Source organism: Sulfitobacter brevis, from assembly GCF_900112755.1.
Taxonomy (GTDB): Bacteria; Pseudomonadota; Alphaproteobacteria; order Rhodobacterales; family Rhodobacteraceae; genus Sulfitobacter; species Sulfitobacter brevis.
On record NZ_FOMW01000014.1, the window covers coordinates 1 to 24,846 of the forward strand.

Annotated in this window: 28 protein-coding genes; 6 read left to right on the plus strand and 22 right to left on the minus strand. The window is 54.3% G+C overall.

From position 1 onward, the window contains the following. Positions 1-256: ATP-binding protein (locus tag BM174_RS16545; protein ID WP_245766411.1), on the plus strand; the 256-nt coding region annotated here is incomplete at its 5' end. A 27-nt stretch (positions 257-283) separates the two neighbouring features. On the opposite strand, the gene BM174_RS16550 is transcribed toward BM174_RS16545, so the two are convergent. From BM174_RS16550 to BM174_RS16615, 14 genes are read right to left on the minus strand one after another with little or no spacing between them, the layout of a single operon-like run. Further along, on the minus strand, positions 284-1,066 hold the full coding sequence (locus BM174_RS16550; RefSeq protein ID WP_425442383.1) for an ATPase, T2SS/T4P/T4SS family: 783 nt from the start codon (positions 1,064-1,066) through the stop codon (positions 284-286). 59 nt (positions 1,067-1,125) lie between these two features. Then, positions 1,126-2,559, minus strand: coding sequence for a TraB/TrbI/VirB10 family type IV secretion system protein (locus BM174_RS16555; RefSeq protein WP_093924975.1), 1,434 nt, complete (start codon positions 2,557-2,559; stop codon positions 1,126-1,128). Positions 2,560-2,561: 2 nt separating this feature from the next. Continuing rightward, complete coding sequence (locus BM174_RS16560) at positions 2,562-3,293, minus strand: TrbG/VirB9 family P-type conjugative transfer protein (RefSeq protein WP_093924976.1); 732 nt, start codon at positions 3,291-3,293, stop codon at positions 2,562-2,564. Between the two features lie 4 nt (positions 3,294-3,297). Beyond that, complete coding sequence (locus BM174_RS16565; protein WP_093924977.1) at positions 3,298-3,969, minus strand: VirB8 family type IV secretion system protein; 672 nt, start codon at positions 3,967-3,969, stop codon at positions 3,298-3,300. A 19-nt stretch (positions 3,970-3,988) separates the two neighbouring features. Beyond that, a complete protein-coding gene (locus tag BM174_RS16570; RefSeq protein WP_093924978.1) occupies positions 3,989-5,002 on the minus strand; it encodes a TrbL/VirB6 family protein in 1,014 nt (337 codons plus the stop codon). Continuing rightward, entirely contained in the window at positions 5,003-5,425 is a 423-nt protein-coding gene (locus tag BM174_RS16575; protein ID WP_245766413.1) for a hypothetical protein, read from the minus strand. Next, complete coding sequence (locus BM174_RS16580) at positions 5,422-6,189, minus strand: type IV secretion system protein (protein WP_093924979.1); 768 nt, start codon at positions 6,187-6,189, stop codon at positions 5,422-5,424. The genes BM174_RS16575 and BM174_RS16580 overlap by 4 nt, the downstream gene beginning before the upstream one ends. Then, a complete protein-coding gene (locus BM174_RS16585) occupies positions 6,186-7,298 on the minus strand; it encodes a transglycosylase SLT domain-containing protein (RefSeq protein WP_093924980.1) in 1,113 nt (370 codons plus the stop codon). Before BM174_RS16585 ends, BM174_RS16580 begins: the two co-directional genes overlap by 4 nt. Continuing rightward, complete coding sequence (locus BM174_RS16590) at positions 7,295-7,501, minus strand: hypothetical protein (RefSeq protein ID WP_093924981.1); 207 nt, start codon at positions 7,499-7,501, stop codon at positions 7,295-7,297. The genes BM174_RS16585 and BM174_RS16590 overlap by 4 nt, the downstream gene beginning before the upstream one ends. Continuing rightward, positions 7,498-9,888 (minus strand): VirB4 family type IV secretion/conjugal transfer ATPase, encoded by a 2,391-nt coding sequence (locus BM174_RS16595; protein ID WP_093924982.1) that lies wholly within the window; start codon positions 9,886-9,888, stop codon positions 7,498-7,500. The genes BM174_RS16590 and BM174_RS16595 overlap by 4 nt, the downstream gene beginning before the upstream one ends. Then, positions 9,863-10,159: a VirB3 family type IV secretion system protein gene (locus tag BM174_RS16600; RefSeq protein ID WP_342742074.1), complete on the minus strand. Its 297-nt coding sequence runs from the start codon at positions 10,157-10,159 to the stop codon at positions 9,863-9,865. Before BM174_RS16600 ends, BM174_RS16595 begins: the two co-directional genes overlap by 26 nt. Continuing rightward, positions 10,146-10,427 carry a TrbC/VirB2 family protein gene (locus BM174_RS16605; protein WP_093924984.1) on the minus strand — a complete coding sequence of 94 codons (282 nt, stop codon included), beginning with the start codon at positions 10,425-10,427 and terminating at the stop codon, positions 10,146-10,148. The genes BM174_RS16600 and BM174_RS16605 overlap by 14 nt, the downstream gene beginning before the upstream one ends. Positions 10,428-10,441: 14 nt before the next feature. After that, positions 10,442-11,116 carry a lytic transglycosylase domain-containing protein gene (locus tag BM174_RS16610; RefSeq protein WP_093924985.1) on the minus strand — a complete coding sequence of 225 codons (675 nt, stop codon included), beginning with the start codon at positions 11,114-11,116 and terminating at the stop codon, positions 10,442-10,444. Then, positions 11,079-11,393 carry a hypothetical protein gene (locus tag BM174_RS16615; RefSeq protein ID WP_093924986.1) on the minus strand — a complete coding sequence of 105 codons (315 nt, stop codon included), beginning with the start codon at positions 11,391-11,393 and terminating at the stop codon, positions 11,079-11,081. Before BM174_RS16615 ends, BM174_RS16610 begins: the two co-directional genes overlap by 38 nt. A gap of 131 nt (positions 11,394-11,524) precedes the next feature. On the opposite strand from BM174_RS16615, the gene BM174_RS16620 reads away from it, so the two are divergent. Then, positions 11,525-12,103, plus strand: coding sequence for a hypothetical protein (locus tag BM174_RS16620; protein ID WP_093924987.1), 579 nt, complete (start codon positions 11,525-11,527; stop codon positions 12,101-12,103). 11 nt (positions 12,104-12,114) lie between these two features. On the opposite strand, the gene BM174_RS16625 is transcribed toward BM174_RS16620, so the two are convergent. Then, positions 12,115-12,567, minus strand: a complete 453-nt coding sequence (locus BM174_RS16625; protein ID WP_093924988.1) for a helix-turn-helix domain-containing protein — start codon at positions 12,565-12,567, stop codon at positions 12,115-12,117. Between the two features lie 154 nt (positions 12,568-12,721). Between BM174_RS16625 and BM174_RS16630 the strand changes: the two genes are divergently transcribed. Continuing rightward, positions 12,722-12,976 (plus strand): type II toxin-antitoxin system HicA family toxin, encoded by a 255-nt coding sequence (locus tag BM174_RS16630; RefSeq protein WP_093925042.1) that lies wholly within the window; start codon positions 12,722-12,724, stop codon positions 12,974-12,976. Continuing rightward, positions 12,973-13,305, plus strand: coding sequence for a type II toxin-antitoxin system HicB family antitoxin (locus tag BM174_RS16635; protein ID WP_093924989.1), 333 nt, complete (start codon positions 12,973-12,975; stop codon positions 13,303-13,305). Before BM174_RS16630 ends, BM174_RS16635 begins: the two co-directional genes overlap by 4 nt. A 458-nt stretch (positions 13,306-13,763) precedes the next feature. Here BM174_RS16635 and choV read toward each other — a convergent pair whose 3' ends face one another. From choV to choX, 4 genes are read right to left on the minus strand one after another with little or no spacing between them, the layout of a single operon-like run. Next, a complete protein-coding gene (choV, locus tag BM174_RS16640; RefSeq protein WP_093924990.1) occupies positions 13,764-14,804 on the minus strand; it encodes a choline ABC transporter ATP-binding protein in 1,041 nt (346 codons plus the stop codon). Between the two features lie 2 nt (positions 14,805-14,806). Next, positions 14,807-15,640, minus strand: a complete 834-nt coding sequence (gene choW / locus BM174_RS16645) for a choline ABC transporter permease subunit (RefSeq protein ID WP_093924991.1) — start codon at positions 15,638-15,640, stop codon at positions 14,807-14,809. After that, a complete protein-coding gene (locus BM174_RS16650) occupies positions 15,627-16,550 on the minus strand; it encodes an alpha/beta fold hydrolase (protein ID WP_093924992.1) in 924 nt (307 codons plus the stop codon). The genes choW and BM174_RS16650 overlap by 14 nt, the downstream gene beginning before the upstream one ends. Before the next feature lie 16 nt (positions 16,551-16,566). Next, positions 16,567-17,487: a choline ABC transporter substrate-binding protein gene (choX, locus tag BM174_RS16655; RefSeq protein WP_093924993.1), complete on the minus strand. Its 921-nt coding sequence runs from the start codon at positions 17,485-17,487 to the stop codon at positions 16,567-16,569. 112 nt (positions 17,488-17,599) lie between these two features. Here choX and betI point away from each other — a divergent pair, with 112 nt between their 5' ends. Both betI and BM174_RS16665 read left to right on the plus strand, forming a co-directional pair. Continuing rightward, positions 17,600-18,250, plus strand: a complete 651-nt coding sequence (gene betI, locus BM174_RS16660; RefSeq protein WP_093924994.1) for a transcriptional regulator BetI — start codon at positions 17,600-17,602, stop codon at positions 18,248-18,250. 529 nt (positions 18,251-18,779) lie between these two features. Beyond that, entirely contained in the window at positions 18,780-20,132 is a 1,353-nt protein-coding gene (locus BM174_RS16665) for a DUF6880 family protein (protein WP_093924995.1), read from the plus strand. A 212-nt stretch (positions 20,133-20,344) separates the two neighbouring features. On the opposite strand, the gene BM174_RS16670 is transcribed toward BM174_RS16665, so the two are convergent. Genes BM174_RS16670 through BM174_RS16680 form a run of 3 tightly spaced genes read right to left on the minus strand, consistent with a single transcriptional unit; the run spans position 20,345 to position 24,782 of the window. Next, positions 20,345-20,935: a poly-gamma-glutamate hydrolase family protein gene (locus tag BM174_RS16670; RefSeq protein ID WP_093924996.1), complete on the minus strand. Its 591-nt coding sequence runs from the start codon at positions 20,933-20,935 to the stop codon at positions 20,345-20,347. Positions 20,936-20,968: 33 nt separating this feature from the next. Continuing rightward, positions 20,969-24,175, minus strand: coding sequence for an AAA family ATPase (locus BM174_RS16675; protein ID WP_177209507.1), 3,207 nt, complete (start codon positions 24,173-24,175; stop codon positions 20,969-20,971). Continuing rightward, positions 24,132-24,782 (minus strand): hypothetical protein, encoded by a 651-nt coding sequence (locus tag BM174_RS16680; RefSeq protein ID WP_093924998.1) that lies wholly within the window; start codon positions 24,780-24,782, stop codon positions 24,132-24,134. The genes BM174_RS16675 and BM174_RS16680 overlap by 44 nt, the downstream gene beginning before the upstream one ends. Positions 24,783-24,846 lie beyond the last annotated feature (64 nt).

Genomic DNA, 24,846 nt, shown 5'->3' on the forward strand with positions numbered 1-24,846 from the left:
GAACAGGGTCTTCCCCGATCCCGCCATGACACTCGCGGCCGTCGACAGGCTTGTTCATCATGCGACCATCTTCGAAATGAATGTCGAGAGCTACCGGCGGCGATCCGCGCTCGAAGCCAAACGCAAGCGAGGCAGGCCTGCCACATACGCGACAATCAACAACACACCGCTGATTGACGCGGAGCGACAAACAACAGACGAAGAAAATCTTGCCGACGGCAATAACGATGATATCGTCACAGATGCCGCGACATAGAATCTCATCATGATTGTCGCCGCCGTCTCACCCAGATTGTCGCGCTATAAACTCCGCAGTTTCCGCATGGATGGTTGAAACCGACCCTCCATGGCCGGTGTTAATTGCTTCAAGATAGGTCAAGGCTTCGTCCCCGCGCAGTTCCCCAACGACGATCCGATCCGGGCGCATCCGCAACGACGCTTGCAGAAGCGCTTGAGAGTTTCTCTGTGATCCAGTGCTGCGACTTGCCAATAGGGCTACCGTATTGGGTTGGCTAGGGAACAGTTCAAACGCATCTTCAATCGTGATCAGTCGTTCGCCATCATCGACATGAGTAAGCAGATGTCGGGCAAATGTGGTCTTCCCTGTCGACGTGCCACCACTGATCAATACATTGAGCCGTTGATGAACTAAGGCCTCTAACGAGGCTTCAAGATTCTCTTCAGCTTGGCTGGCAATGTCCTTCATCTTTTCAGCCCTCAGTTGATCCAGCGAGACAGCTTTGCCAAAAAGATATGACGGTTTGTACCCCTGCACGCCCGCCGTGGCGAACAGACGGATCGTAATCGAAGCGCCCTGTTCGATGGCAGGTGGAACTGCGACCTGAACTCTCAGCGGCCGGCCTGCATATTCAACTTTGCCAGACACCAGCGGGTTTTTCTCTGACACGCGGGCATTGGCATCACCGACGATTGTCTGTGCCATATTAAATGCCGTGGCGCGATCAATGGTTTGACCTTCATGTCGCATTGCCGCGTCACCTGCGGCTTCGATCCACACTTTGCCATCGGGATTGATTGCGATTTCGACGACATCGTCGCGTATCAGCAAATCGCGAAACGGCTCAAGATATCGCTCTAGGTAAGACGCAGGCAGTGGAGGTTGGCTCAATAGATCACCACATCGCGGTCGACGAGGACGGTCACGGATGCACCTTGATCGATATAAATAGTGGGCGAGATCGAGACCTGCTCAGCGATAACAGATCCTACAGCGTCTTCCAGATCTCCGGAAACCCCCTGAAGGACTTCGCTGGCTGTCTCATTGTCGGTACTGTTTGCGGCGATAGCGGGTGCAGCACCAATGAGCGAGATGAGCGCCGCGCCTCCAAAGCGTTCAGTGAACTTGGTGTCGACGATCCCAGTTAACCCAGAGCGTCCAAGCTGGTCACCGCCGACGGACGCGATTTCAATGGACGTCCCGTCTGGGGTCAGAACGCGTGTCCAAAGGATCAGGATGCGTTTTTGGTTCAATTCAATGCCAGAACGATATTGGCCAAAAAGGCGCGAGCCACGCGGGATCAATATCTGATCGCCAGAAAACGCAGGCACCGGTTCAGACACAACCGCCACAACAGAGCCCGGCAGGTCGCTGTTGATTGCTGTTTGCAGGGCGGCTTGGATGACAGAGCCTTGTGACAGCGTTCGCTCTGGGAAGGCCAGCTGGGATGCTTCTTGGACTTCTAAAGGTCGCGCACCTTGTCGTAAGTATTGCTCGTTTTCAGAAAGGGCTGGCCCATCCGCTCCTGCCACAGCAGCATTTGGATTTGTACCGCCAGTGGATGTGGCCCGCGGACCGTCTGTATAGACTACAGAAGGCGAAACGATCTGTGCGGTCAGTAATTCTTGCGCCACCCGTTCCACTTCACGCTGACGTTGTTCGTCCTCCTGACGCTGGCGTTCTTCGAGCAACCTTTGATCAGCTATCAATCCATCGCGCGCCATTTCTGCCTCAAGCCCTTCGCGCTGCGCGCGTTCGGCGTCCAACATCGCTTGTAGTCCAGACAACCGTGCATCGTTCTGCCGCTGCGCGTTTTGCAACTCGGTGTCTTTGGCCGCAATCGACGCTTCAAGCGCATCGGTCTGAACTTGAAACGCTTCTCGCAGATCAGACACGGCTTCTTGGATTTCAGCGTTGCGGGCAGACTGGCTTGCAGCCAGCGCTTCTCTCAGCTTTGCGATCTCTTCAAGCACCGCGGCGCTGGGTTCTGCTGTTGTTGGGGCAGGGGCTGGCACATCGAGGGCCTCTTCAACCGCGATCAATGCATCATTGACCCGCTGTTCCACTTCATCCGGCGGGAATTCCAACCGACCACCATTTCCGGTACGTTGGTCCTGGAAGGTCTCAACATCAGACGTTTCTAGGCCGTCTGTTCCTTCTTGCAGATTAGTTGCCAGAAAGAAGGCCGCACCACCGCCGCCAAGCGCAAGGGCGATCGCCAAAGCCCCAACACCGATATTACCGCCACGGCGTTTGGGTTTGCCCTTCTGGCTGAATGTGCTGAGGCGGTCCTGCAGGTCGGGTGTGTTTTCATCAGCCATGATCAGTTGCTCACATAAATTGCGCTGTCATCGCGCAAAGCGCAGATGGCCTCTTCGCCAATACGCAGAGTCCAGAACTGGTTCACGCCAAGTACGCGCACAATTTTGCCTTGTTGTGTCCAGTTTACGGTGCGCTCGCGGCCTTGATCATCAGCCTTGAAGACTGCGGGTTGGCGTCCGTTTTCAGGGAAGGCGAAGTAAGTGTACCGCCCGTCGTCGTAGATATGGGTTGGACGGAAATCCGCTTCACCCGCAACGCGGTAGCTGTAGTTGCGCGGCGCCTCAAAGCCCTTGGGTTGGGTGTTGGCCGCTGCCGCGCGACGTTCATCCTCTGGATAGCGAAACCGCACCTCGAAAAACATGCCTGAGCGACCCGGAATGGCCCCTTCGCGCAGATGGAAGGAATAGGTCCGGCGGTTGGTGATTACTGTCATGTTGGTTGAGGCACCTTGCACATGCGGCTTGATGGTCAGGACATTGCCAAGCTCTGGGATCGGATCGACTTGGAAACTCTCGGTGTCGCCGACAATGACGGCGTCAAACCGTTCGCCTTGCCCAAGGTGGATGGTCGTTGAATGGCGCAGGTCCGTTTCAATCACGAAGACTTGGTTTTCAACATAAGTCGCGGTGCGCACGCGGTTGTCGAGCGACCCACTGCGTGGCACGGCTTCGGATAGAGCAGGGGATGCCGATAGCAAAGCGGCAGCACAAATCAAACGGGCAGCGATATTCAAGGGATCAGTTCTCCAAAGTCTCGGCGTCGACGCGGTATGAGGTGACCACGAAGCCCAAGGGGTTGGCCCAGACGTCTTGCAGGCGCTGGCGTGTTTCAGGTTCAAAGGCATAGCCAACAGTGGCCACGTAGCTTCGTGTAATGGTGCGGGTGTCGCGCGCGCGGCGTAGGGTGCGGGTAAAGCGGATCTGGGCGACGCCAGGTTCGATCTGGTTTACAGATTTGATCACAACTTCGATCACGGCGTCGCGGCCATAAACGGCGATCGGATAGTCTTCGTTGGACGAGGTCCAAAGATCGCGCAGGGTACGTGCAGCATCGCCGTCCGAGCGCTCAAGAACGGAATTGATCCGTTGCTCACCGTCGGTCAGATCATAGGTCTCACGGTCATCCACATAAGCCACAAGGTTGGCCTGAATAATGGCATCGCTCTCGGATAACGACAGCGCTTGGACAGCTGCAACGCGATCCATTTGGCCGGTTTCTTTGTCGACAACGACCACGAATGTCTCGATTGATTTCAGGGGAAACAAGCTTGCACCAGCGACAATTCCTGCCAACCCGACCAGAACACCAGCTGCCGCCACAAAATATGCAAAGCGTTCGCGACGGCGCGGGCCGTAGATAAAATCCACTGCAAAGGCGTCGCTTTGGTCTTGGCTCGATTGGCTTTTCATTTTCGGTGTTGGTCTTTCATTACGAGGTGCGGAAGGATTTGACGGTGTTGAGGGCTGAGGCGGGCGTTCGCCGGATCGCTTCGCCGGTTTTGACAACGCCGCTGTTCACGGCTTGCTGGAGTTCTTGCGGTGATTTGCCCGTTGCAAGGCGCGTGGCACTGCCCGTGCCGTAATCGCTTGTGTTAACGATGCCGCGGCGTGCCAGCCCAGTTAGCCCAACAGCGTTGGAGGCGATGCCCATCACGCCCGTAAGGTTGGAGGCGATGTAGGGGACGGACGCCATAATCCCGGCGCTCAGCAGCAGAATGACCAAGAATGGCAGGATAAGGCTGACGGTTTCGACATCGACGGGATCGGCGGAGGCATCGCCAATGGCTTCTGCGATTGCTACGATGATACCAGCAGCACCTGCAGCGGCGACGGGCATCAAAGCATAGCCAATGGTTGCGCGGCTCCAAGCCTCAAAGAGGGATTGGGTTGGTTTGAAGAGCGATGTGATGATCATGAACGGCGCAATTACGATCATCAGTGCGAAGACTATTTTGGCGAATGCGATGATCCCGGCAGTAACGGCTGCGAAGAGTGCTGAGAGAACAAAGAAGATCGCGCCGAGCACAGCGCCGAAGACCCAGCCTGCTTGATCGCCAATCGTGTCGCCGTAAGCGGTAATGCGGGCCACCATGTTGTCGAGGCTCTCATAGACGCCAGCCTCATCGCCGGATCCTGTGAGGGCGAGAATGGATGCGCCGACGGAGTCCGGCACTTGCGTTACAATCCCGTAGATGACGCTAAAATTATCCCAACTCTGCGCAAAGATGGCGACCAGTGAGATTTTGATCCCAAACGCAAATGCGCTGCCAAAGGTCATGGGCTTGAGTTGCATCACAACATTGATGCCCAGCAAAATCAGCAGCAGGACTGCACCTGATGTGATGACATTGCCCACTGCCGCAGCCGACGAGATGAAGCCATCTTGTGCGACGCTGTCGACAGCCGCATCGACTTGGTCGAGGATATCACTAATGATCCCCATCTACTCGGAACAACCCTCGGCGTGCTCGGCCTCGAGCGCATCAGCCATGGCATAGAGGTCGAGGACTTTGAACGGGAGGCGCGGGTTGTCCGACGTCTGAAAACGCGGCAGTTCTGCGAGAGCCATGCCCCATGTGAATTCGCCCAAGAGGCAGTCACAGGTCTCGGCTTTAAGGTGCCGCTCGGCGACAAGGATGCGCAGAATAGCCCGATACCCGTTGCGCAGATAAGCGGTTTCCGCAAGATCTGCTGGAGGACGCGGAACGCGGCAGGCCTCCCCAGCATCAGGAGCAATGGCCATCCAGCTAAATGGCTTTGGCTCACCGGATGTTGAGCCCGGTGTTTCAGCAGAAGCGGACAGAGGCAGCACAATGAGAAGCGTTGCAAAGACCGTGCGGAGCGCATTTGGGGCATCCTTCATCATGGGTCCACCGCCATGGATCTAAACCGCCGCTCGTCAGCCAAGGTAGCTGCATCAACAACACCAAGCTGTCCCGCACTGACGCCTTGCGCGGCTTCCAAGCGCCAGATTTGGGTCAGGATGATCCCAAGTTCGACAGTGACCCGCGTGTTCAAATCAACGGCCGCTTTCAATCCGTCCTGATCGTCGATGAGGCCAACCATCGTCTCGAGCCGTTCTAGACTTTGACCAGCCTCAGCATGGCTTTCTTGGGCGGCCACCGACAACATGGCGCTGGCGCCTGCGGACGTCGCGATGCGGTTGTCAGCAGGTTGCGGCGATGCCGAAAGGGTGCTCAAGGTCTCAGGTGTGAACCCACTTCCAGACAGTACACGTTCTACCGATGCTTCAAGTTCCGCGCCGGGATTAAAGCCACTCAGAAAATCTCCGCTCGCCAGTGAGCGTGCTGTATTTAACGGGCCAACAAGTTTGCCCCGCAAGGCGCGGAATTCTTCAACCGATGCAAAGAGATCGCTCAGCCCGCTGCCTTCGATAAGAGAGGTCAGCTGGGCCTCCAAGTTAAGAAGCTGGGAAAGCTGCGTCTCAAGTTCCAGCCGCATGGTGGCTAGCTGTTGCAGCTGCACATTCAGGTCTTCCGCCATGTGCTCAAGCTGCGCGACTAGCTGGCCAAGTTGTGAACCGTCAAACGTCGGAACGCCTTGTGCGCGGGCGGGGGTGGATAGGCCGAGGGCGGCTATCGCCGCGACCGAAAGAAGAAGCTGTTTCAATTTGGCACTCCCATTTGCATGAATTCACGCTCGGATAGGCGGTCCGCGACCAGATGCTGGGCATGGGCCGCTTCGCGCTGTTGGTTGGCTGCCATCAGCCTGACGCGTAGATTTAGAATGCGGGCGATTTCAGTTTTGGCGTAGGTGTTGAGCTCCCACGCGGCTTTGGCATTCGGTTGCGCATCGATCTGCAGAATGATCGCGCGCAGGCGGTTGATGACCTGCATCGTCGTGGCGTGGCTGCTTGCCGCATAATAGACCCCTGCATCCGAGATGTTGGCATATTCAGCGAGGGCAAAGTCTGAGGATGACAATGTGCCGAGCGCGTCTGCGCCGCCCACAACGGCGAGGTATTCGTTGTAAAACTTAGAGATATTGCGCACGTAGCCTTGGGTCTCTGTGAAGGGCGGCACACCGCCATACTCAATCACGCGTCCGGGGCCTGCGTTATAGGCGGCGAGCGCATGAGGAATGTTGCCAAACCGGTTCAGCTGGGTCGTGATGTAGCGCGCGCCACCACGCAAGTTGTCCATTGGGTCATAAGGATTTACGCCCATGTCTGACGCTGTCCCGGGCATGAGTTGGGTTAGACCATAAGCACCAACATGGCTTTCAGCGGTGATATTGAAGCGGCTTTCTTGTTTGATCAGGGCCTGAAACAGGCAGCGCCATTGCGTGGCGGAAAGGCCAGCCCGCGCCACGCCCGGCGCACCGGCATATTCGCCTGCAACCCGCACAATCATCATCTCGACGGTTTCGCGCCCCTCACCAAAGAGACGGCTGTTCATCGGGCTTGTATCGGAGTTGGGGTAGACCGAGGCGACACCAAAATCAGCGTTACCTTCAAGGGCGCTGATATCAAACCCTGGACCGGTCATCGCGGCAGAAATGGCTTCAAGCGTGCGCAGCTGATCTGCTTGTACGTCGGCGATGGAAGAACGCTCGGCTTCTTTGTTGCCTTGGGTGCCCAAGTCCTGAACCAATGCGGTCACGCGCGCGATGGTTTGTCCGATCGCGGCATTGTCTTGCGTTGGTACACCTTGGGCGAAGCCCGAGGTTGCATGCAGGCAGAGGCAAAGCCCTGCAGATATAATGACGGCGCGGATCATTCTGGGCGCGGCAGGGCTTCGAAAGTGCAGTCTTTGCTGCTTTCGTCTGAAACTATTGCTGCCGCCGCGAAGGATAGCGTTGCGCGTGTCACCACAGGCTCACCATTGCGACCAAAGCAGGGCGACGTTTTCTCGGTGTATTGCTCGCACGCCGATAGCAGCGGCACCGCAGCTACGACGAACATAAGAGGGAAGTGTTTCATTGGGATCTCCAAAAATCAGGATTTGAGCGCCAGTCGGCTGGCACGCGAGCCTCACCCGTGGCACCGCCGCCAAGAATTGGCAGCAAGTCGCCAAGGGCAGAAAGATCAGCATCGACAAAGACGCTGTCGCCTGCGGAGCGCACCAGCGCGATGCGTTGGCCAATTGTCGGTTGGACGAGCAATGCGGCTTCTTTGGCGTTCACGCGCAGGAAGTCGTAATCAGCAACTGTGGCGCGGTCGTTAGGGAACAGAATCTGCGTTGGGACAGTTTCAACAATGGTTTTACCAACACGGCTGTCGCGCAGCTGGCTGGGATATTGCGTCATCATGATCACGACGCAGTTCATTTTGCGCAGGGTCACGAGCCAGTTTTCCAGACGTGTGGCGAAATAGGGGTCATCAAGCAGTTTCCACGCTTCGTCCAAGACGATGATGGTGGGGCGGCGGTCCTCAACTACGCGTTCGATTTGACGGAAAATGTAGGAAAGCACCGCCATGCGCTCGGTTGTCATGTCGAGGATCTCTGTCATATCAAACCCGACGATGTCGCCGGAGAGATCGAGGCGTTGCCCGCGATCGGGTTCATCAAACACCCAGCCAAACCGACCGCCCGGCGCCCATTCTGCGACGCGGGATTGTAGTTCACCATCATCATCTAGGGACTGGAACAGTGTCTTAAAGCTGGCAAAGCGTTGTAGAGCTGCGCCCGCATCCGCGTTCTGTGTCACAGCACCTTGGATATGGCGGGATTGCTCTCCCGAAAGGGCACCACTGCGCGTCAGCAAGGTCGCCAACCAATCAGACAACCAAGCGCGCCCGCGTTCGTCGATTTCCGAGGCGAGCGGGTTGAGGCCCGTCGGCACGCCTGCGCGGATTTCATTGTAGCGACCACCCAAAGCTCGGACTGCCATTTCCAAGCCGCGATCTTTGTCAAAGAAGAACAGGCGCGCGCCGATCCGTTGCGCTTGGGCCGTCAGAAAAGCTGTGGTGAGTGTTTTGCCAGTCCCTGTCCGGCCTAATACAAGCGTGTGACCGACCGTCGGTTCTTTGCCGGCAGCACCCGCCTCGTGGAAATTGAAGCGATAGCCTGATGTCCCGACCGTTGGCAGAACCGCAATGCTCTGGCCCCATGGGCTTTCGGCGTTGCTGCGCCCTTCAACGCTGCCGTGAAGGGCTGCAAAATCAGCAAAGTTGGTTGAAGAGATTGGCGTCTTGCGGGCGCGGTAGCCAAAGTTGCCCGGGCTCTGTGCAAAATAGGTGGCTTTGAGGGCCATATTCTCGCGCACGATGACAGCCATGATTTCTTGGCCGACCCGTTTGATCTGGGCCGCGGCGCGTTCCAGCGTGTCACGGTCAGGGGCATAGACGGCGATAGAAAGGTGGTGGTCGCCAAACGCGATACGTCCAGCTTCTTGATCGTCTGCGGCCAAGGCCAGCTGGTCGCGCAGAGATACCGCCGCATCATCTGACGCATGCATCTGTCTGATGATGCGCTGGATGCGCTCGGCCATGATGTTGTTCGGGATCGGGCTGAAAGAATTGGTCAGCACGATATCGAGAGGCAGATCCAACGCATCAAGCAAAGTCACGTCTGTCAGCGCGGGATAGGTCTTAATGCTAAAGAGCGCCCCATATTTGACAGCACCCGTTGTGGCGCAAGTAATTGTCATCACATCACCATCAAACGTCGCGCGGCAATCGCTGATAGTATGGGAAAGGGGCAGGGGGCTTTGACCAAAGGCGATGGGTGAAAAACTGCCCGCGTTAAGTGTGTTCAAATACCCCAGCCATTCACCGCCCGTCTTTGTCAAACGAACGGGGTTTGCAGACGACAGGGCCACCGCAAAGAAACCCATGACTTCATTGAGCTCTTGGACACGCGCTGCGCGGTCTTTCACCCAGGCTTTGCGGGCGAGTGCGCGCAAGAACGGGATGCGGGCCGCGAGATTGGGACGGCGAATGACGCTGAGATACATCTGCCGTTTGGAGGGGCGCAGGCCTTTGATATGAGCTGCCCATCGGGCATCAACATGGGACGCGAAGGTATCGCCCTCGACGGGCTTCAGGTCCAAGTCTTGTGGCACAGAAACACGGTGAATGTAGAAACCGAACGCGTTCCCGGTTTGGGCCACGATCGCGGCAACCGCGCGCTTGAGTGCATCAAGGCGATCGTCCTCGGTGGTCATGGGGTTCAAGCCATCAAGGCGGAGCGTCGCGAGGAGATCGCCCTCTCGCAGCACCATTACATCGTCCGTCGCCAATGCAAAATAGGGCAGGTGCTCTGCAAGGTAGCTTTCACGGGCAAAGTCTGTTCCGCCTGCTTCATGCACCGCCGGGCCGATGCTGCTCAGAGTTCCACCATCAAGCGCCAAAGCTGTCACCCCCATGATGCGCGCGGTTTTTGGTGGAACGCACAGTGCCGAAAGAGATGCGTAGCACCTCAAAGAAATGAGGTTCCTTGTCCGCGACAAACCAAAGAACGGGGTAGGCGATGATCCCGATCAGGAAAAAGATCAGGGATTTCGTCCAGATAAACGGCAGAACGACCCCCATGGCCAACATCACCAAGTATCCCACAGGGAGCCCTAGGTATTTGGGTGGCCGTGCGAGGCCGAGGAAAAGGGGGGAACGTTCTGCCATCGGTTCAGGTGAACCCATCAACGATGGTGCCGGCCGAGAAGATCAGTACGATGCCGATGATCACGGAAGCGAACCACCCCCAGTTCAGCCGTCCCATCATACACATAAAGCCGGTGCCGATGACCGCGAGCGTAGACACGGCAACGCCAATCGGGCCTGTCATGGCCGCCTCAACAGATTCAAGCATTGTAACGATGGGCGACAAGTCTTGCGCGAAGGCAGGGGAAGCAACAAGCGCCAGGGTTGCGGTCATCAGTGGCAAGTATCGTGAGTGGTGTCTTGGCATGAAAATGTCCTTGATCAGTTCAGGTCGATAATGACGGGCGCGCGTGTCGGCGCAGTGCTGGCCACACGAATTGAAGGCGTTGGTGATGATCCACCCAACAGCCGTTCACGAATGTTGTGGATACGCGCGATGTAGCCTCGCGTTTCTGCAAATGGCGGGACGCCTGCATATTGCACGACACGATGCGGGCCTGCGTTATAGGCAGCCAAAGCAAGATCAACGCTGCGAAACTCTGCGAGTTGTGCCAGCAGGTACCGTGCCGCGCCGTCGAGATTCTGGGAGATGTCGCGGGGGTCCACACCAAGCTCACGTGCAGTAGCTGGCATCAACTGACCCAAACCATAAGCGCCTTTTGGGCTGATAGCGGTTGGATTGTAGCTGCTCTCCGCTTCAATCATCGCCTGAAACAGAATGTGCCAGTCCCGAGTAGAAAGGCCTGCTCTGGCAACGGCCCAATTGTCTTGGTGGCGGCTGGCCGTCTGACGAATGAGTGCAAGAACTTGGGAGGTGGCTCCAGCAGTGGGCGCAAGGCGTGCCACTACGATGGGCTGACCCTCGACGGCGTCATCGGAACTGGCCCAGTTCGGCCGTGTTCCGTGAAACGTCCAGCCAGACGCCGTGGCCGATCCGTCAGCGCGAAACGCTAAAACGTCAGCCGTTGCCCTCAAAGGCAATGCCGTAGTCAGCATCAAAGCGCAGATCGCGCCCGTCGCCAAATTCAAGATGGTGTTTGAAGAGCCCCGGCCAGATGTTGAAATACCGCGCTTCCGGGCCGAGCGGTGTGATGCGTGTGGACACAAGAATGGCTTCAGGCTCACCGTCACGGAGGTAGATGCACTGGTAGCGCGGTTTGCCATCGTCCGTGAACCCCACGAGTTCATACCGGCAGCGGAACGCAACTTCCCTCTTTTGAAGGTCTTTGACCCCATCAAGTGTGATCAAGATTTGATTGCGCGCTATCGGCATTTGGACTCTCCCCCTGAGAGCCCTTCTAGTCCGCCCCAGTACAAGCGGAAAGACACATTGAGTCAATATGATATATTGCAGAAAAATACAAAATGCTGAAACATGGATGAAATCCAGTAAAGGAGACTTTCATGAAACAACTTATTTTGTCAGCATTTTTTGGTATTTTAGCCATGTTCAGTACACCTCAGAAAGCGCAGGCCTACGATATTGATTGTGCGATTATGCTCTGTATGGCGGGTGGATTTCCTCCGAGCGCAGTCTGCGCGCGGGCATATCAGACGATGATCCGGCGCATTACGCCGTGGCCCAGTAGACCGCCATTTGGGATTTGCACCTTCGCCGCAGTACCCGTTGAACTTGGTGGCCCGGGCGGGGAAGGGGAGGTTGATACGGCGTTGCCAGAGTATGAATGGCTCAACCGTACCCATGTGATTTGGTTCACAGGTCGATCATACACGCCGCGTGATGATCCAAGGCAGTGGGACTGGAGTATTCGGTCTTGTGACCGCGAAAACAGAACCTGCCGCTACATCGCGCGGGTTTATGGGTCTCACAGCCGTTGGCCGAGCTCATTTGTTTCCGAGAGCGGCCAGACAATTTTGCTGCCCATTGGGCGTGGATTCGGGAACTTTTACTCGCGCGATATCATGGTAGAATATGGCGACTACGAAGGCAACATGGGCCATTCAGACTGGTTTTCGTACTGAGAGCCAGTTTTTCAAAGTTCTCCACAAGGTTTCAGGACAACGGCCGATTGTTTTACCTTCTTCGGATCGACTAGCCAGCGGCGAACAGTTGATCCATCATTCCAGAGATAGTCGATCAGGACGAGAGTAAGGTCACCTCGCCGGTTCTCAAACCCTTCTTGAAAAGGCGCAGCAAGCAGCTTTGTTCCAATAGGACCTTTTTGTTCGTCGAAGGTTTCATGATCGGTGATTCTTGACGTTTTACCGAGGGTTATCAGAACCGGCTCGATTAACTCGATTGGGTCCACATCGAGCGCGAAAGCAAGCTTTTGCACGGTCGCCATAGAGGTATAGTATTGTGAGCGTTCCAGTCGGCCAACATAGCCTCGTTCAAGTCCTGCCTTGAGCGACAGGGCCTCTTGGCTAAGGGATTGAAGCCGCCTTAGTTTTCTTAAATTTGCACCAACGCGATCTCGTAAATCCATGAGAGATCAATGGCTTGATTTTGGTAAATAGTGCGACGGAGTATACTACAGATTCTGTTGTTTCGACGTTTCGTGCGGCGCGTCATGAGAAACCCGCTCATACCCAAGGGAGCAACTTGCTTGCAATATGTGCAAGCATGATCTATATAACCTCATGAATAGTAAACACCGCAAGGTTCTGGCCGTTGTCTTTACCGACCCAGTGTCGGGAACAGTCGAATGGTCAGCGATTGAGCGATTGCTTGTCGCAGCTGGTGCGCAGGTTATCGAAGGGCGCGGTTCACGAGTGCGGTTCGAAAAGGATGGCGAGGTCGAGACGTTCCATCGTCCACACCCTGCCAAGGAAGCCAAACGCTATCAGGTGCGCGCCGCCCGCGCATTTTTGGAACGGATCGGAATAACGCCATGACCAATACCATGACCTACAAAGGCTACTCGGCCCGCATCGAGTATGATGATGAAGACGGCATTTTCACAGGACGTCTCGCCGGTATCAGCGATGGTGTCGGCTTTCATGCTGACACGGTTGAGGCGTTGCGGGATGCCTTTCAGGAGGCAGTAGAGGATTACGTTGAGACTTGCGCAAAGATTGGCAAAGAGCCGCAAAAGGCATTCTCGGGTCAGGTCATGTTCCGTGTCGATCCGGAAGTTCATCGCAAGGCGGCCCTCGCGGCAGAGCTGTCTGGCAAAAGCCTAAACCAGTGGGCCGAAGAAGTTCTTGGTCGCGCGGCGGGGTAGACTGCGGCCAATACACGCGACCAAGACATTCGGGTTTTTTGCTCAAAAGGGGGCCATTGCCGGAAGGTTTGGAATCCTAAGTAGGTTGGATAGCAGCCATTCGACCGTGTTGCGGCGAAGGTGTCTGAAGAGCCCAGACTGTGAATTCGATTTTTGTGTTGCATGCGCTCGTAGCAAGAGAACCTGCTGCGCTGCCGCGAACTCGCCGCCGCAGCGCAAAAGTGGAAGCGGTCTTTCGCCAGATGTGTGCAGTTGTTCCGCTGTGCTTCTGGAAGAAGCCAAGCGATGCAGTTATAATTACACTCACCGATCGATATTTTAATGCGTCCTGCACTATAACTGATCCAGGGATGGCGCGAAGCACAGCGCTTTTTGTCAACGTTTCGGGCGTCTCTCCAAGACCAGTGAACCAGGTTTTTGGCGAGACGCTTCAATTCGCTGCCTCGCCAAATAGACCGTTAAATTTGTTGGGTCCGAAGCAAACAGGAAAGTGCGGCCTTCGTGTCGATCAGACCAACTGGACCGTTTTTACCGGTGACCACAATATCACTCAAGTCATCCAACAACATCGCAATGATGTCCCGAAGCGGTGTTATATCAGGTATCGTGCGAGCATCAGCGGCGATCTGCTGATTTGGCGGGATCATGATCTCTATTGCACGCAGCACATTCAGCGGGTTCATATGTGCCACGAATTCGGCAACGTAGGGCGTCGCAGGATTCAGAACGATATCTTGCGGCTCGGCACATTGTATAATTCGCCCACCTTCCATGATTGCGATGCGCGTCCCGATTTTAAGCGCTTCATCAAGATCGTGACTGACGAATATGATCGTGCGCCCCAGTTTCTTTTGCAATTCAAGAAGCTCGTCCTGAAGCTTGTTACGGATCAGGGGGTCAAGTGCGGAAAACGGCTCGTCCATTAACAGGATCGGGGCGTCGGTTGCGAAGGCGCGCGCAAGTCCCACGCGTTGCTGCATACCCCCGGACAATTCGTCAACCTTGTGATCTGTCCATTCTGACAGATTCACCAAATCGAGCTGCGCGCGGGCGCGGGCATAGCGTTCGGGTGCAGCAACACCCGCCACCTCCAGCCCATATGCCACATTATCGATCACTGTCCGCCATGGCAGCAGTCCGAACTGCTGAAACACCATGGCGACACGCTCGATGCGAAGCCTGCGCAGTGCGCGGGCTGATGCGCCCACGACATCCACCATACCGTCGCCTGAATTGACCTTTACCTTACCGCGCACCACCGGATTCAGCCCGTTGACGGCGCGCAAGAGCGTCGACTTGCCAGAGCCTGATAACCCCATCAAGACGAGGATTTCACCGTTTTTAACGTCGAGCGAGCAATTGTGAACACCCAACACTTGTCCGGTCCGCTCTTGTATCTCGGCACGGGATAGGCCTTCGTCCATAAGGGGCAAGGCTTCAGCGGGCCTTTTCCCAAACACGATGTTGACGTTGTCGAACTGAACCATTGTATCAGACATTGTTACGCCCCCCGCCGTCTGAACATGCGATCTGAGATGATGGCGACAAGGACGATGGTAATGCCAACCTCAAATCCTTGCGCGATGTTGACTGAATTGAGTGCACGCAGGGTCGGGACGCCCAAGCCATCTGCTCCCACCAATGCTGCAATCACCACCATCGACAATGATAACATGATGGTCTGGGTCAGCCCCGCCATGATCTGCGGCAGGGCATAGGGCAGCTCAACCTTCCATAACAGTTGCATTGGGGTGGATCCAAAGGATTTGCCTGCCTCTATCAGCGCTGTTGGCGTTGACGTAATACCAAGCTGGGTTAGCCGGATTGGTGCGGGAAGGGCAAAGATTACCGTCGCGATCAGCCCCGGAACCATGCCAAGACCAAAGAGGATCAATGCAGGGATCAAGTAGACAAACGTTGGGATCGTCTGCATGAGGTCCAAAACAGGTTCCATTGCTTTGTAGAGCCACGGACGGTGCGCCGCCGCTATCCCTAGCGGTACGCCCAGACCCATACAAACTGTCGCCGCCGCAATAACGAGGGCGAGTGTTTCTGTGGTTTCTACCCAATATCCCTGATTGATGATCAGGAGCAGACCAAGCAATGTAAACACCGTAAAGCCGATAGAACGCCGGGATACCCAGGCGAGCAAGGTAATCGCTGCGACAACGACAAACACATTTGGAGCCTGCAGAAGCCAGAGGATTGCAAGAATTACGGCCTCCAACACGTCGGACAGGCTGTCAAAAGCCCAATAGTAACTATCGGTGAGCCAGTCCACAAAGCGTTCCGCCCAAGCTCCAATCGGGATCTTGTTTGCCTCAAGCCATTCCATGGTCTGTCCTCCGGTTATCTTTTTGAGCCACTGCTGTCGCTACATTGCAAAGCCATGATGTCAGATAGTCGAGCGCCGCTGGTTCAAGACTGTGTCCCATGCCATCGAACACTTTGAATTCTGCGTGCGGTATAAGCTCAAAAGCCCGGTTCGACCCATCCAGACTCAGGCATCTGTCCTGTCTTGCGCCGATGATGATGGCCGGTGCCTGAATGCTGCGCAGGTCATCGCTGCGGTCGCCGGAACATTGTATTGCCAATAGTTGTCGTGCGTAGCCACCCGGTGTGAACCCTGTTTCCAACATCATCGCAGCAAGGTCTTTTGCCTCATCCTTGGATAGGCGCGAAGGTGCCAAGAACCAGATTAGATCACGTGCAAGCATTTCAATCAGCTCTGCCTTGCTGTTGCCGACCTGTGTCACGGCAAGAAGTCGTGCATAGGCATCGGGCGAAAATGGTGCCGATGCCTCGCCACCAGAGCTGCAAATCTGTGCAAATGCCGTGACGCGTTGACCTGGTTGCGCGGCAACCAACTGAGCGATCATCCCACCCATTGAAAAACCGACGATTGCAAATTTCTCCACCCCAAGGCGGTCGACAGCGCGCAACACGTCATCGCGCATGTCAAACAAGGTATAAGGGATCTTCGCATCATCGCTGCGTGGCTTATCGACCAAAAAACGCGCAAGCTCGGGTTCCATGTCAGGTCCGCATCGTCCCGACCGGCCCATATCGCGGTTTTCGATACAGACCACATAAAACTGCTCTGATAATTTCTTGATAAAGCCGGTCGGCCACTCAACCACCTGCATACCCAGCCCCAAGACCAGCACGACACACGGCGCTTTTATGTCGCCGTGTGCCTCGATATGGATGGGACACACTCTTTGGATGGTTGGATGCATTCCCATCTTCCCTCCTTGAAGCCTATTCGCCCAGATGCGCGCGAACGGCGTCCAAACCGTTGCCACCGTCTCTTGCCTCGACGCCGTCAAGCCAAGCCTCAAGGTATTGCGGTTGCTCTCTCAGCAGACGGGCACCAGCCTCTTTCGGATCGTCCCCATCGTCGAGGATATAGGCCATACCCGCGCTTTCCATAGGCACATCAAAGGTCATCTGGGTCAGGAGCCTACCGACGTTGGGACATTCCTCAAGATAGCCCTTGCGCACCTGCGTATGGACGGTTGCCCCGCCAAAGTTGGGGCCATAATGATCGTCGCCGCCAGTCAGATATTCAATGTCGAACGCTGTGTTCATCGGATGCGGAGCCCAGCCAAGAAAAACAATCCACTCTTCACTGCGGGCGTTACGCTTGACCTGAGCCAGCATTCCTTGCTCCGAGCTTTCCACGACTTTCCAGCCGCTCAGCCCAAAAGCGTCAGCTTCCACAATCCCGAGCATGACGTCATTCGATCCCGGCTCGATCCCGTACATCTGACTGCCGAACTTATCGGCATGGGAGGCCAGGTCGGCGAAATCAGTGACACCGGCGTCATAAACATATTTCGGCACAGCAAAGGTAAACTTTGCACCCTCAAGGTTTTGGTGAACGGTCTCGATGTTGCCGGATTCGCGATATGCCTGAAAATAGCTCTCCATCGCCGGGTCCCAATAGCCAAGGAAAACGTCAAGATCGCCGCCAACCATGGATTCGTAGATTACAGGAATGCCCAGAACGTCGCTCTCCGCGGTATAGCCCAAGCCTTCCAACACCACGCTGGCAACCCCTGTCGTTAATGCCAAATCAGTCCATCCAGGCTCTGCCATCCGTACTGTGTCGCAGTTCGCTGTGGCCTGATGGGCGCACAGCACCAGCGCAGTCGTTGTGAATATCAGTTTTCCAGTCATTATCAAATTCTCCCATGAATAGTAGATTGACCCATTGGTCAATAAATAGACCCTACGGTTCAATTGACCGCCGAGTCAATAAATTATACTGCTGGTCTCCGGAGGGCCTGATATGGGAAGACGCAGCATCGCGCACATTCGACGCGAAGAATTCGCACATGCAGCATTTGAAGTGCTGGCCCTTCACGGTATGCAAGGCACGACCTTGCAACGGGTTGCCGATCACACGGGTGCATCGAAGGCTAGTGTGCTGCATTATTTCTCGAACAAGCAAAACCTGATCGAGACAGCTCTTCGGCAATCCAACGCGACGCTCCGAAAAGAAGCGGTTGCGATGATGAACATTGCAACGACCCCGTGGGAGAGATTTTACGCGATCATCGAAGCGAACTTTTCACCAACAACTTTTCAGCCGGAAATCGCCCATGGTTGGATAGCAATGTGTGCAGAAGTGCCCCACGTCGCGCAGTTTCAAAGGATCCAGACGGTTATTTACAGCAGACTTCACTGCAATCTATTCACCGCCCTTTTGGCCACCGGCATCGACCGGACAGCCGCCGATAGCGGAGCCGAAACGATCAGTCTGCTAATTGACGGCCTTTGGCTGCGTTGCGGCTTGCAGATAGGTGGTTTAAACCGGCAAGAGGCGACGGCGCAGATCGAACGGGTCGTCGAGACCCTTTTTGGCAAAAGCGCTGAGAGACAATCCGCCAAAACGAAGATGACTGCATTAGCCGCAGCCTTGACATCAAGAGCGCAATAGCGTGACCGACCTCCGACGACAGACGCAGTGACTGTCAACCGATTGAATTTTCAAAGGCGGTCCTTGGCACAAAATGCAGCAAAAAGTCGGTTTGAATCCAGCGAACTTCGATGTATTCGATCGACCGGTCCGGGAAGGTCTGCTGCGCCCCGAACATCTGACGCTGCGCTTGCATAGTCTCTCTGAACCTGCATCCTCTGCGTACGCGAAAGGCGACTCTGTCCCGTGAACTGATTGTTGAGCCAGCGCGCAGCAAAAAGGTCGTTTTGAAATTGTCGTTTAATGCCCAAACTGAATGGCTGGTTCGGTGAGATCTTCTGCGCTGCAGAATGTGAGTCGCTGCACTTGCGAGGAAATACTGCGTCAGCACTCGCTGCACCAGCAAAAGGCGGCTTCGTCCCGCGTTGTGTCAGTTGATACTGCGCGCAGCGAAAGGCAGCTTCCCAAATCTACGTTGGCGACAAGGTCTTGGGTAAATTTGGCAGCAGGGGACTGGCATTTAACCAGCTTATTGATCTAAAATTTCTACATGACATCGAAGACCACATTAAATGCAAAAAACCTTGCGGCCCTTGGCGCAGATCGTTTGGCCGACCTTGTTCTTGAGTTAGCCAAAGGCAATGCAGGGGCCAAGCGGCGCCTTAGGCTCGAGCTGGCGAGCGAAGCTGGCTCAGACGATGTAGCGCGTGAGATCCGCAAGCGGCTGGGAACAATCGCTAGGTCGCAGTCGTTCATTGACTGGCAAGGTCGCAACGCTTTTGCAGCCGATCTGGATATGCAAAGACGCGCCATCGTTACCCAGGTTGGGTCACTCGATCCAGCAGAGGCGTTTGATCTGATCTGGCGGTTCGTGGCCCTTGCGAATGGAATCTATGAACGTTGCGATGACAGTACAGGCAAGGTGCAGTCAGTTTTTCACGAAGCCTGTGAAGACCTGATCGATCTGGCCGAGGTTGCCGCGCCTGATCCGCTCGCACTTGCGGATCAATTGCTTGAGGCCCTGGCTGATGATGATTACGGGCATTATCCAACTTTGATATCAGGCCTTGCGCCAATCCTGGGTTCTGAGGGTTTGCAGCGCCTCAAGGCGGGGATTGCCACTTCGGAATTTAATCTGTCGGACAACTACGCGCTGCGCATGGCGCTCGAACAGATTGCCGATGTCGAAGGAGATGCAGACGCCTACATTGCTCAACAAAGTGATCAGGCACGGAAAGCACCACAGGTTGCGGCAGAAATTGCGCGTCGTCTTCTCGAAGCAGGGCGGATTGAGGACGCATGGGTCGCCATAAATGCGCCAGACGAGAAAGATCGCGGATGGATACCCTATGAGTGGGAAGCGACACGGATCAGCGTGATGCAAGCGATGGGACAAACCGAAGCGGCGCGGGACTTTATGTGGACGTGTTATGCTCGCAGCCTCAATCCAGGTCATCTGCGCGCATGGCTTGGCGGGCTGCCAGATTTCGAAGATATTGAAGCCGAGACCCGCGCCATGGAACACGCGCTAGGTTTTGAGAGTTTCACAACATCACTCCATTTTCTGATAACTTGGCCCGCGATTGAACAGGCTGCAGTTCTGATAACAAACCGTGCCGCCGAAATTGATGGACATCATTATGAGCTTTTGGGGCCGGCGTCCGATGCCCTCGAAGATCGCCATCCACTGGCTGCCACACTTTTGAAACGCGGCCTGATCGATTTTGCGCTACAGAATTCGCGGGTCAAACGTTACCGCCATGCAGCGCGTCACTTACGCGAGTGCAAGAACCTCGCGGTTAGAATTGACGACTTTGCACAATTCGAAACGCATGAGGCTTATCTCGATGGCTTGAAACAGACCCATGGGCAGAAGACGTCATTTTGGGGGGCGGGTGCTTAGTGTTCAGTTAGCAAAGTTGAACGGAGTAGAGCAAGTGTTCATTTTTTGTTCTTGTATCGCATAATAAGGTTTATGTTAAATATATAGCATGCCAGTGGGTATTTGCGCTTCAAAGGTTAAACGCAGCATATTGAATTTTATGCAAAAAGGTTTTCGGCCGAAAGCAACTGTAAAAAACCCTAATAGTGAGACTCTAAATTTGAGACTCTCGCCTACTTGAGTTCAGTTTCCATCACATCGCGTATCGCTATGACAAGAACTTCAAGTAAACCTTGGTCAGCTTTGAGCATATTTCGGAGCGATGTTGGCAATTCGAATTGGACGCCCTTTCCTGAAGAACAACGATTGCACGTATTTGTTCGATGAGAACCTGGAAACTTATGACCCTCTGAGCTCACCTCGAAGCCAACATCACGCAACGCAGTAGAAATACTTGAGATCAGCGCCTTATCTAAACCACCCAAGAAGATGGTCTCCAAGTCTCCGTCATCACGTCGGCCATGAAATGCCATTGCCCTGCGATGCTCGTTCAACAATGAATCAAGTGCAGGCTCAAAAAAAGCATGTGACGTGATATGCAAGTCTCTATTCTTGGACTTCATGCAGCCCTCAAACAAATACAAGCTATGATTAGCGCCTGCCACTCGCGCCGCTAGCTCAGAAGTAAGCGGTTCGATCTTCCCGCCATGTGGTGCCATCACGAGTAAGTTACTGCCTTCGACCGGTCGAGATCTAATCGAAAAATCCACTCCTTTAGCATACTCTTTGCTAAGCTCTTCAAAGGAGCTAAATCGATCCGACATTGTTAAGCATCCTTATTCTCAAGATTGGATAAGTCATATTTCGTGAATGCGGACATCATCACCGCATACGTCTTTCGCGATTTCGACAACGTGTCGATGATGCGTCAAATATACGGCTTGTCCCATTTGGCCAATCCGGCGCATCAGTCCGCAGGCAGCGCGCGTGCGATCTTCATCAAACGTCTCAAATACGTCGTCGCAGAAAAAGGGGAGAACGGTACCATTTGCTGCCATCTGCTCGTATGCCGCAGCCCGCAGAGCGAGGTAAAGCTGAAAACGTGTTCCTTTCGACATCGCATGAGCTTGTTTGGCTGCACCGTCCGAAGATTGGATAGCAACGAGGGTTTCATTTGTACCTTCAATTTGCGTGGTAAGGCCACTATACGCTCCCTTCGTAAGCTCCGTGAAGGCGGCTTCGGCCGCTTCCATCATACCGCTACGATGTTTGTCCCGGTAACGGCGAATAGCTTGATCAGCCATTAGATGCCCAATTCTCAATTTGAGAAAATCACGGATCACGCTTTCCATCTCGAGTTCGATTGTCTGCCGACGAGCAACAAGCATTGCGACATCTGAATCACCAGTAATTGAATCAAGATCAGACTTCGCACGAGTTCTATTCTCGATGGCTGGTGTCAAGTTTTCTTCTAGACCGATGAGATCCCGTTCGACCTCAAGTATCGAAGCCTGAACCTCAAGCAAAGATTCTCCCTCAAGTAAATCTTTGGCGTCTGACTTGGATGGAACATTGAGCAATGAACACAGTTCGCTCGACAAACGGGCAATCTCATCACGCAATTCGACCGCACGCCTTCCTTGCAGAACAGCTTTTCGAAGCTCTTCTACTGTGCCGGTTGGTATGGCGGTATGGAATATCGCCGCTGCAAGTCCTACCTGCGCATCGACGTTGTCTAGATCACCTTGGGCAGACTGACGATTGCTTTCAGCGGTGTCGATCTCGCTGGATAGTTCTTCACGCATACCGTCGGATTTGATTGCGGCTTCAGATTTCGATACTAGGGCATCATAAGCGTCTATCGTTGGCATGTCAGCCAGATCTGGATCATTTGGGATCACCGAAACTAAGGCAATTTTCAACGCCTTCTGATCAGTTTCCATGCCGTTTATTTGGCGCTGTAAGCCAAGCAGTTTTTCATTAAGTTCACGTATTTCCCGAAAAATCTCGAATGCCTGGGGAAACAGAATGACTTTGCCAGCATCGTCAAACGCGTCTTCCAGTGCCTTGGCCCATGCCGTTTTCGCCTCATCTCGCGCTCCTGCCGCGTCCCGCTTTCTTTTTGCCCTTTTTGAATGCTCCATCTCCGTATCATCTACGGTCCGTTGCGCCGCCTTCCGCTCGATTTTCGTCTTTTCACGCTCTGCCGCTATCTTGCTTGCCATGGAGACCAAAGCGTCAAGTGTTGCTTCGGGAGCATTTAGTGCCCTGGCAAGTTCTTTTCTCAACCGTTCAGCCGCCTCAAGAACCGGTGCGACTGTGACTTGTTCGTTCTCTGCGGCAATCGCCTGCTCGCGTGCTGCTTCTACCTTACGCACCCAATCGGTGAAGCCGGTTGGTGATAGATCAAGTTTCAATCCAGCGGCAGATAGATGCCTCAGCAATCCGGATTGCAGAGAATCTAAGCGACTGGTAGCCGTCTCAATCGCGGACTTCTTCGCCCGGGATTTGCTGTTTGCTTCAGCCAGTGCGACTTTGAGTTGTCTGACCTCAGCTAGTTCCTTGGCTTGGCTATGACGAGCGATGCCCTTTGCGTCGTCCACGCGCATGGCGGTCTCGAACAAGTCCGCCGAAGGTTTGGACAGGTCGCCGAGATGCTCATTCCAGAGGCTGTCCCGCTTGCTGCGCAACGCAATCGCCTCATCATCTGTGATAAATGCACCCGAATCTTCTAAGGCATCTATACGAGACACAAGCTGTTCCGCGGCTTCTTCCGTACTGGCAAATTCATCTTCAGCCCGGCTGACGGCACCCTTTGCGAATTCAATGTCGCGCGCCAAAGTTGATGCGTCTTCGGAACTCAGTGGCAACTCAGGCACGGATTCAAATTTTTTCCCGTCGAGAGAAAGTGGCGGAAGAGCCGTGCGCGCAGACTGTTGCACCAGCCTCAGCGCTTCTATTGCCTTGGTAGCTTCTGTGACGATGCGAGACGCATTTTGAAGATCTAAAATCTTCTGTATATCCTGAACATCTCCAGTCTCTTCGGGCAGACCGGAAAGTGTCTCTCCAGCCGCCTCAAAGTTTCTAAGGGCGTTTTCTTCCTCTTCCTCTGCTGTACGAAGCTCTGCCTCAGCATCGGAAACAGCCTGAAATTTCAGCTCAAGTTCCCGCAGATAAGTTAGATCAAAGACAAATTGATCGGGCACATCCACGGACTTCAACCCAATATCGACGAGGCTCCGTTTCATGTCCTCGATAACCTCATCCCGTTGGACTTTCCTCCGCGGAAGATCGGTCGCGGCGGTTCCGCACCTATCTCTAAGCTTGCGCAAATCATCGAGTTTTTTAAGATTTTTAACCATCTTCGGTTGCGACACGATTGCGTCGCGACCTTCTGTCTTTTCGTCGATCAAGTCACTGAGACGTTTCTGCTCAGCTTCGAGCAGGACACGACGTTTCGAAAGTTCGACGAGTTCTTCCGGATCTATGTCCAAATAGATCGGGAAATGCTGCAAAGGATCCAATTCATGCGCCAGTTCCGCAATCTTAGTCGACACTGGAAAAGCTTTGGCAATTGCCTCCAGGCTAGCTTGCGAGGTTAATTTGTCTCGGCGCTCTTCCCGCACCTTTTTCTCCAAGGCTTCAGCATCTTCCAAGGTCTGCTTTCGTTGGCGGTAGTCAGAGACGCTGATATCCGTTTCCCTGATTTGTGCCGTGACATCGTCCAAATCGCGCTTAAGTTGGGCAAAGACAGACTTACTACCACCTTTTTTGTAGAGATCGCCGCAGCGTTTATCCACCGTATCTAGGACTTCGGACAAATCGCTTACACCAGCAGCGGCTGAAAACAGCAGCCGCCCGATATCACCTTTGCTGTTTGCAATCTCGTCACCACCACCCTCTATCGTGGCATCGTCGAGGCAAAGCAGCTTTCGGTAATCATCAATAGCAAGGCCCGAAAGCACGCCTTGAAGTGCAGTTTCCGGTATCGTAGTGCCAGATTGATCGACTAGGCTGTTGTTACACCCCGGTGCTTGACGCTGCAAGAGCAGGAATGCTCGCACCAAAGTCGTCTTTGAAATTGACCTCTAGCTTTTCCCTTGTCTGTCCAGAGGTCTCGTAACGTTGGAACCGGTTAAGGTCCCAAATATTGTAGGTAACTGGGATATCAGTAATATTTCCAGCAAGAACAGCGTCTGTTCGTGCGCTGTAAATAGCATTTGTAACTAGAATGAGCTTTATCTTGACGATTGACGACCAAGCAGATGAAATTGCTTTTGCCGCCCCTGCTTCGGAACTTCCATCTATAAGTTCATCACGGAAGGCCGTTCTACGGGAAGCTGCAACAAAATTGATTAGGTGACTAAAGGCCTTTTTTGCAGCCTGCGCGTTGATTTTGACCGGGTCGCGATCCTCGTAGAAATCGCAAATTATAACGCTTAGGACACCGTCAGATTCACGCGGATCACCACCCATACCATCTATCCGGACAGTCTTCCCTGAATTTTGACCAGAAAACCCTATTCGGTCACTTGTCGCGATCTCACCTTCGTACTCGAGAAGGCCAGTCATGCGCTCAAAAAATGCCTCGTCGAGGGAAACACCGCTGTCAGCGTTTTCCTGAATCAGTTCTTTTAATACTGCATCGTGGAAATTGTTTAGTTGATCCAATTAATCCGACTCCAAGAGATAAGTAACACAACCGAAGCCGATAACTTCAATACTACAAATATTT

What these genes read in the sequence shown, in the direction of transcription:
- choV (WP_093924990.1), bottom strand. Translation starts at nt 14,804, where the DNA reads ATGTCTGATACAATGGTTCAGTTCGACAACGTCAACATCGTGTTTGGG.
- BM174_RS16620 (WP_093924987.1), top strand. Translation starts at nt 11,525, where the DNA reads ATGAAACAACTTATTTTGTCAGCATTTTTTGGTATTTTAGCCATGTTC.
- choW (WP_093924991.1), bottom strand. Translation starts at nt 15,640, where the DNA reads ATGGAATGGCTTGAGGCAAACAAGATCCCGATTGGAGCTTGGGCGGAA.
- BM174_RS16670 (WP_093924996.1), bottom strand. Translation starts at nt 20,935, where the DNA reads ATGTCGGATCGATTTAGCTCCTTTGAAGAGCTTAGCAAAGAGTATGCT.
- BM174_RS16575 (WP_245766413.1), bottom strand. Translation starts at nt 5,425, where the DNA reads ATGATGAAGGATGCCCCAAATGCGCTCCGCACGGTCTTTGCAACGCTT.
- BM174_RS16585 (WP_093924980.1), bottom strand. Translation starts at nt 7,298, where the DNA reads ATGATCCGCGCCGTCATTATATCTGCAGGGCTTTGCCTCTGCCTGCAT.
- BM174_RS16590 (WP_093924981.1), bottom strand. Translation starts at nt 7,501, where the DNA reads ATGAAACACTTCCCTCTTATGTTCGTCGTAGCTGCGGTGCCGCTGCTA.
- BM174_RS16625 (WP_093924988.1), bottom strand. Translation starts at nt 12,567, where the DNA reads ATGGATTTACGAGATCGCGTTGGTGCAAATTTAAGAAAACTAAGGCGG.
- BM174_RS16565 (WP_093924977.1), bottom strand. Translation starts at nt 3,969, where the DNA reads ATGAAAAGCCAATCGAGCCAAGACCAAAGCGACGCCTTTGCAGTGGAT.
- BM174_RS16605 (WP_093924984.1), bottom strand. Translation starts at nt 10,427, where the DNA reads ATGCCAAGACACCACTCACGATACTTGCCACTGATGACCGCAACCCTG.
- BM174_RS16630 (WP_093925042.1), top strand. Translation starts at nt 12,722, where the DNA reads ATGAATAGTAAACACCGCAAGGTTCTGGCCGTTGTCTTTACCGACCCA.
- choX (WP_093924993.1), bottom strand. Translation starts at nt 17,487, where the DNA reads ATGACTGGAAAACTGATATTCACAACGACTGCGCTGGTGCTGTGCGCC.
- BM174_RS16555 (WP_093924975.1), bottom strand. Translation starts at nt 2,559, where the DNA reads ATGGCTGATGAAAACACACCCGACCTGCAGGACCGCCTCAGCACATTC.
- BM174_RS16635 (WP_093924989.1), top strand. Translation starts at nt 12,973, where the DNA reads ATGACCAATACCATGACCTACAAAGGCTACTCGGCCCGCATCGAGTAT.
- BM174_RS16595 (WP_093924982.1), bottom strand. Translation starts at nt 9,888, where the DNA reads ATGGGGGTGACAGCTTTGGCGCTTGATGGTGGAACTCTGAGCAGCATC.
- BM174_RS16615 (WP_093924986.1), bottom strand. Translation starts at nt 11,393, where the DNA reads ATGCCGATAGCGCGCAATCAAATCTTGATCACACTTGATGGGGTCAAA.
- BM174_RS16665 (WP_093924995.1), top strand. Translation starts at nt 18,780, where the DNA reads ATGACATCGAAGACCACATTAAATGCAAAAAACCTTGCGGCCCTTGGC.
- BM174_RS16570 (WP_093924978.1), bottom strand. Translation starts at nt 5,002, where the DNA reads ATGGGGATCATTAGTGATATCCTCGACCAAGTCGATGCGGCTGTCGAC.
- BM174_RS16610 (WP_093924985.1), bottom strand. Translation starts at nt 11,116, where the DNA reads ATGCTGACTACGGCATTGCCTTTGAGGGCAACGGCTGACGTTTTAGCG.
- betI (WP_093924994.1), top strand. Translation starts at nt 17,600, where the DNA reads ATGGGAAGACGCAGCATCGCGCACATTCGACGCGAAGAATTCGCACAT.
- BM174_RS16650 (WP_093924992.1), bottom strand. Translation starts at nt 16,550, where the DNA reads ATGGGAATGCATCCAACCATCCAAAGAGTGTGTCCCATCCATATCGAG.
- BM174_RS16600 (WP_342742074.1), bottom strand. Translation starts at nt 10,159, where the DNA reads ATGGGTTCACCTGAACCGATGGCAGAACGTTCCCCCCTTTTCCTCGGC.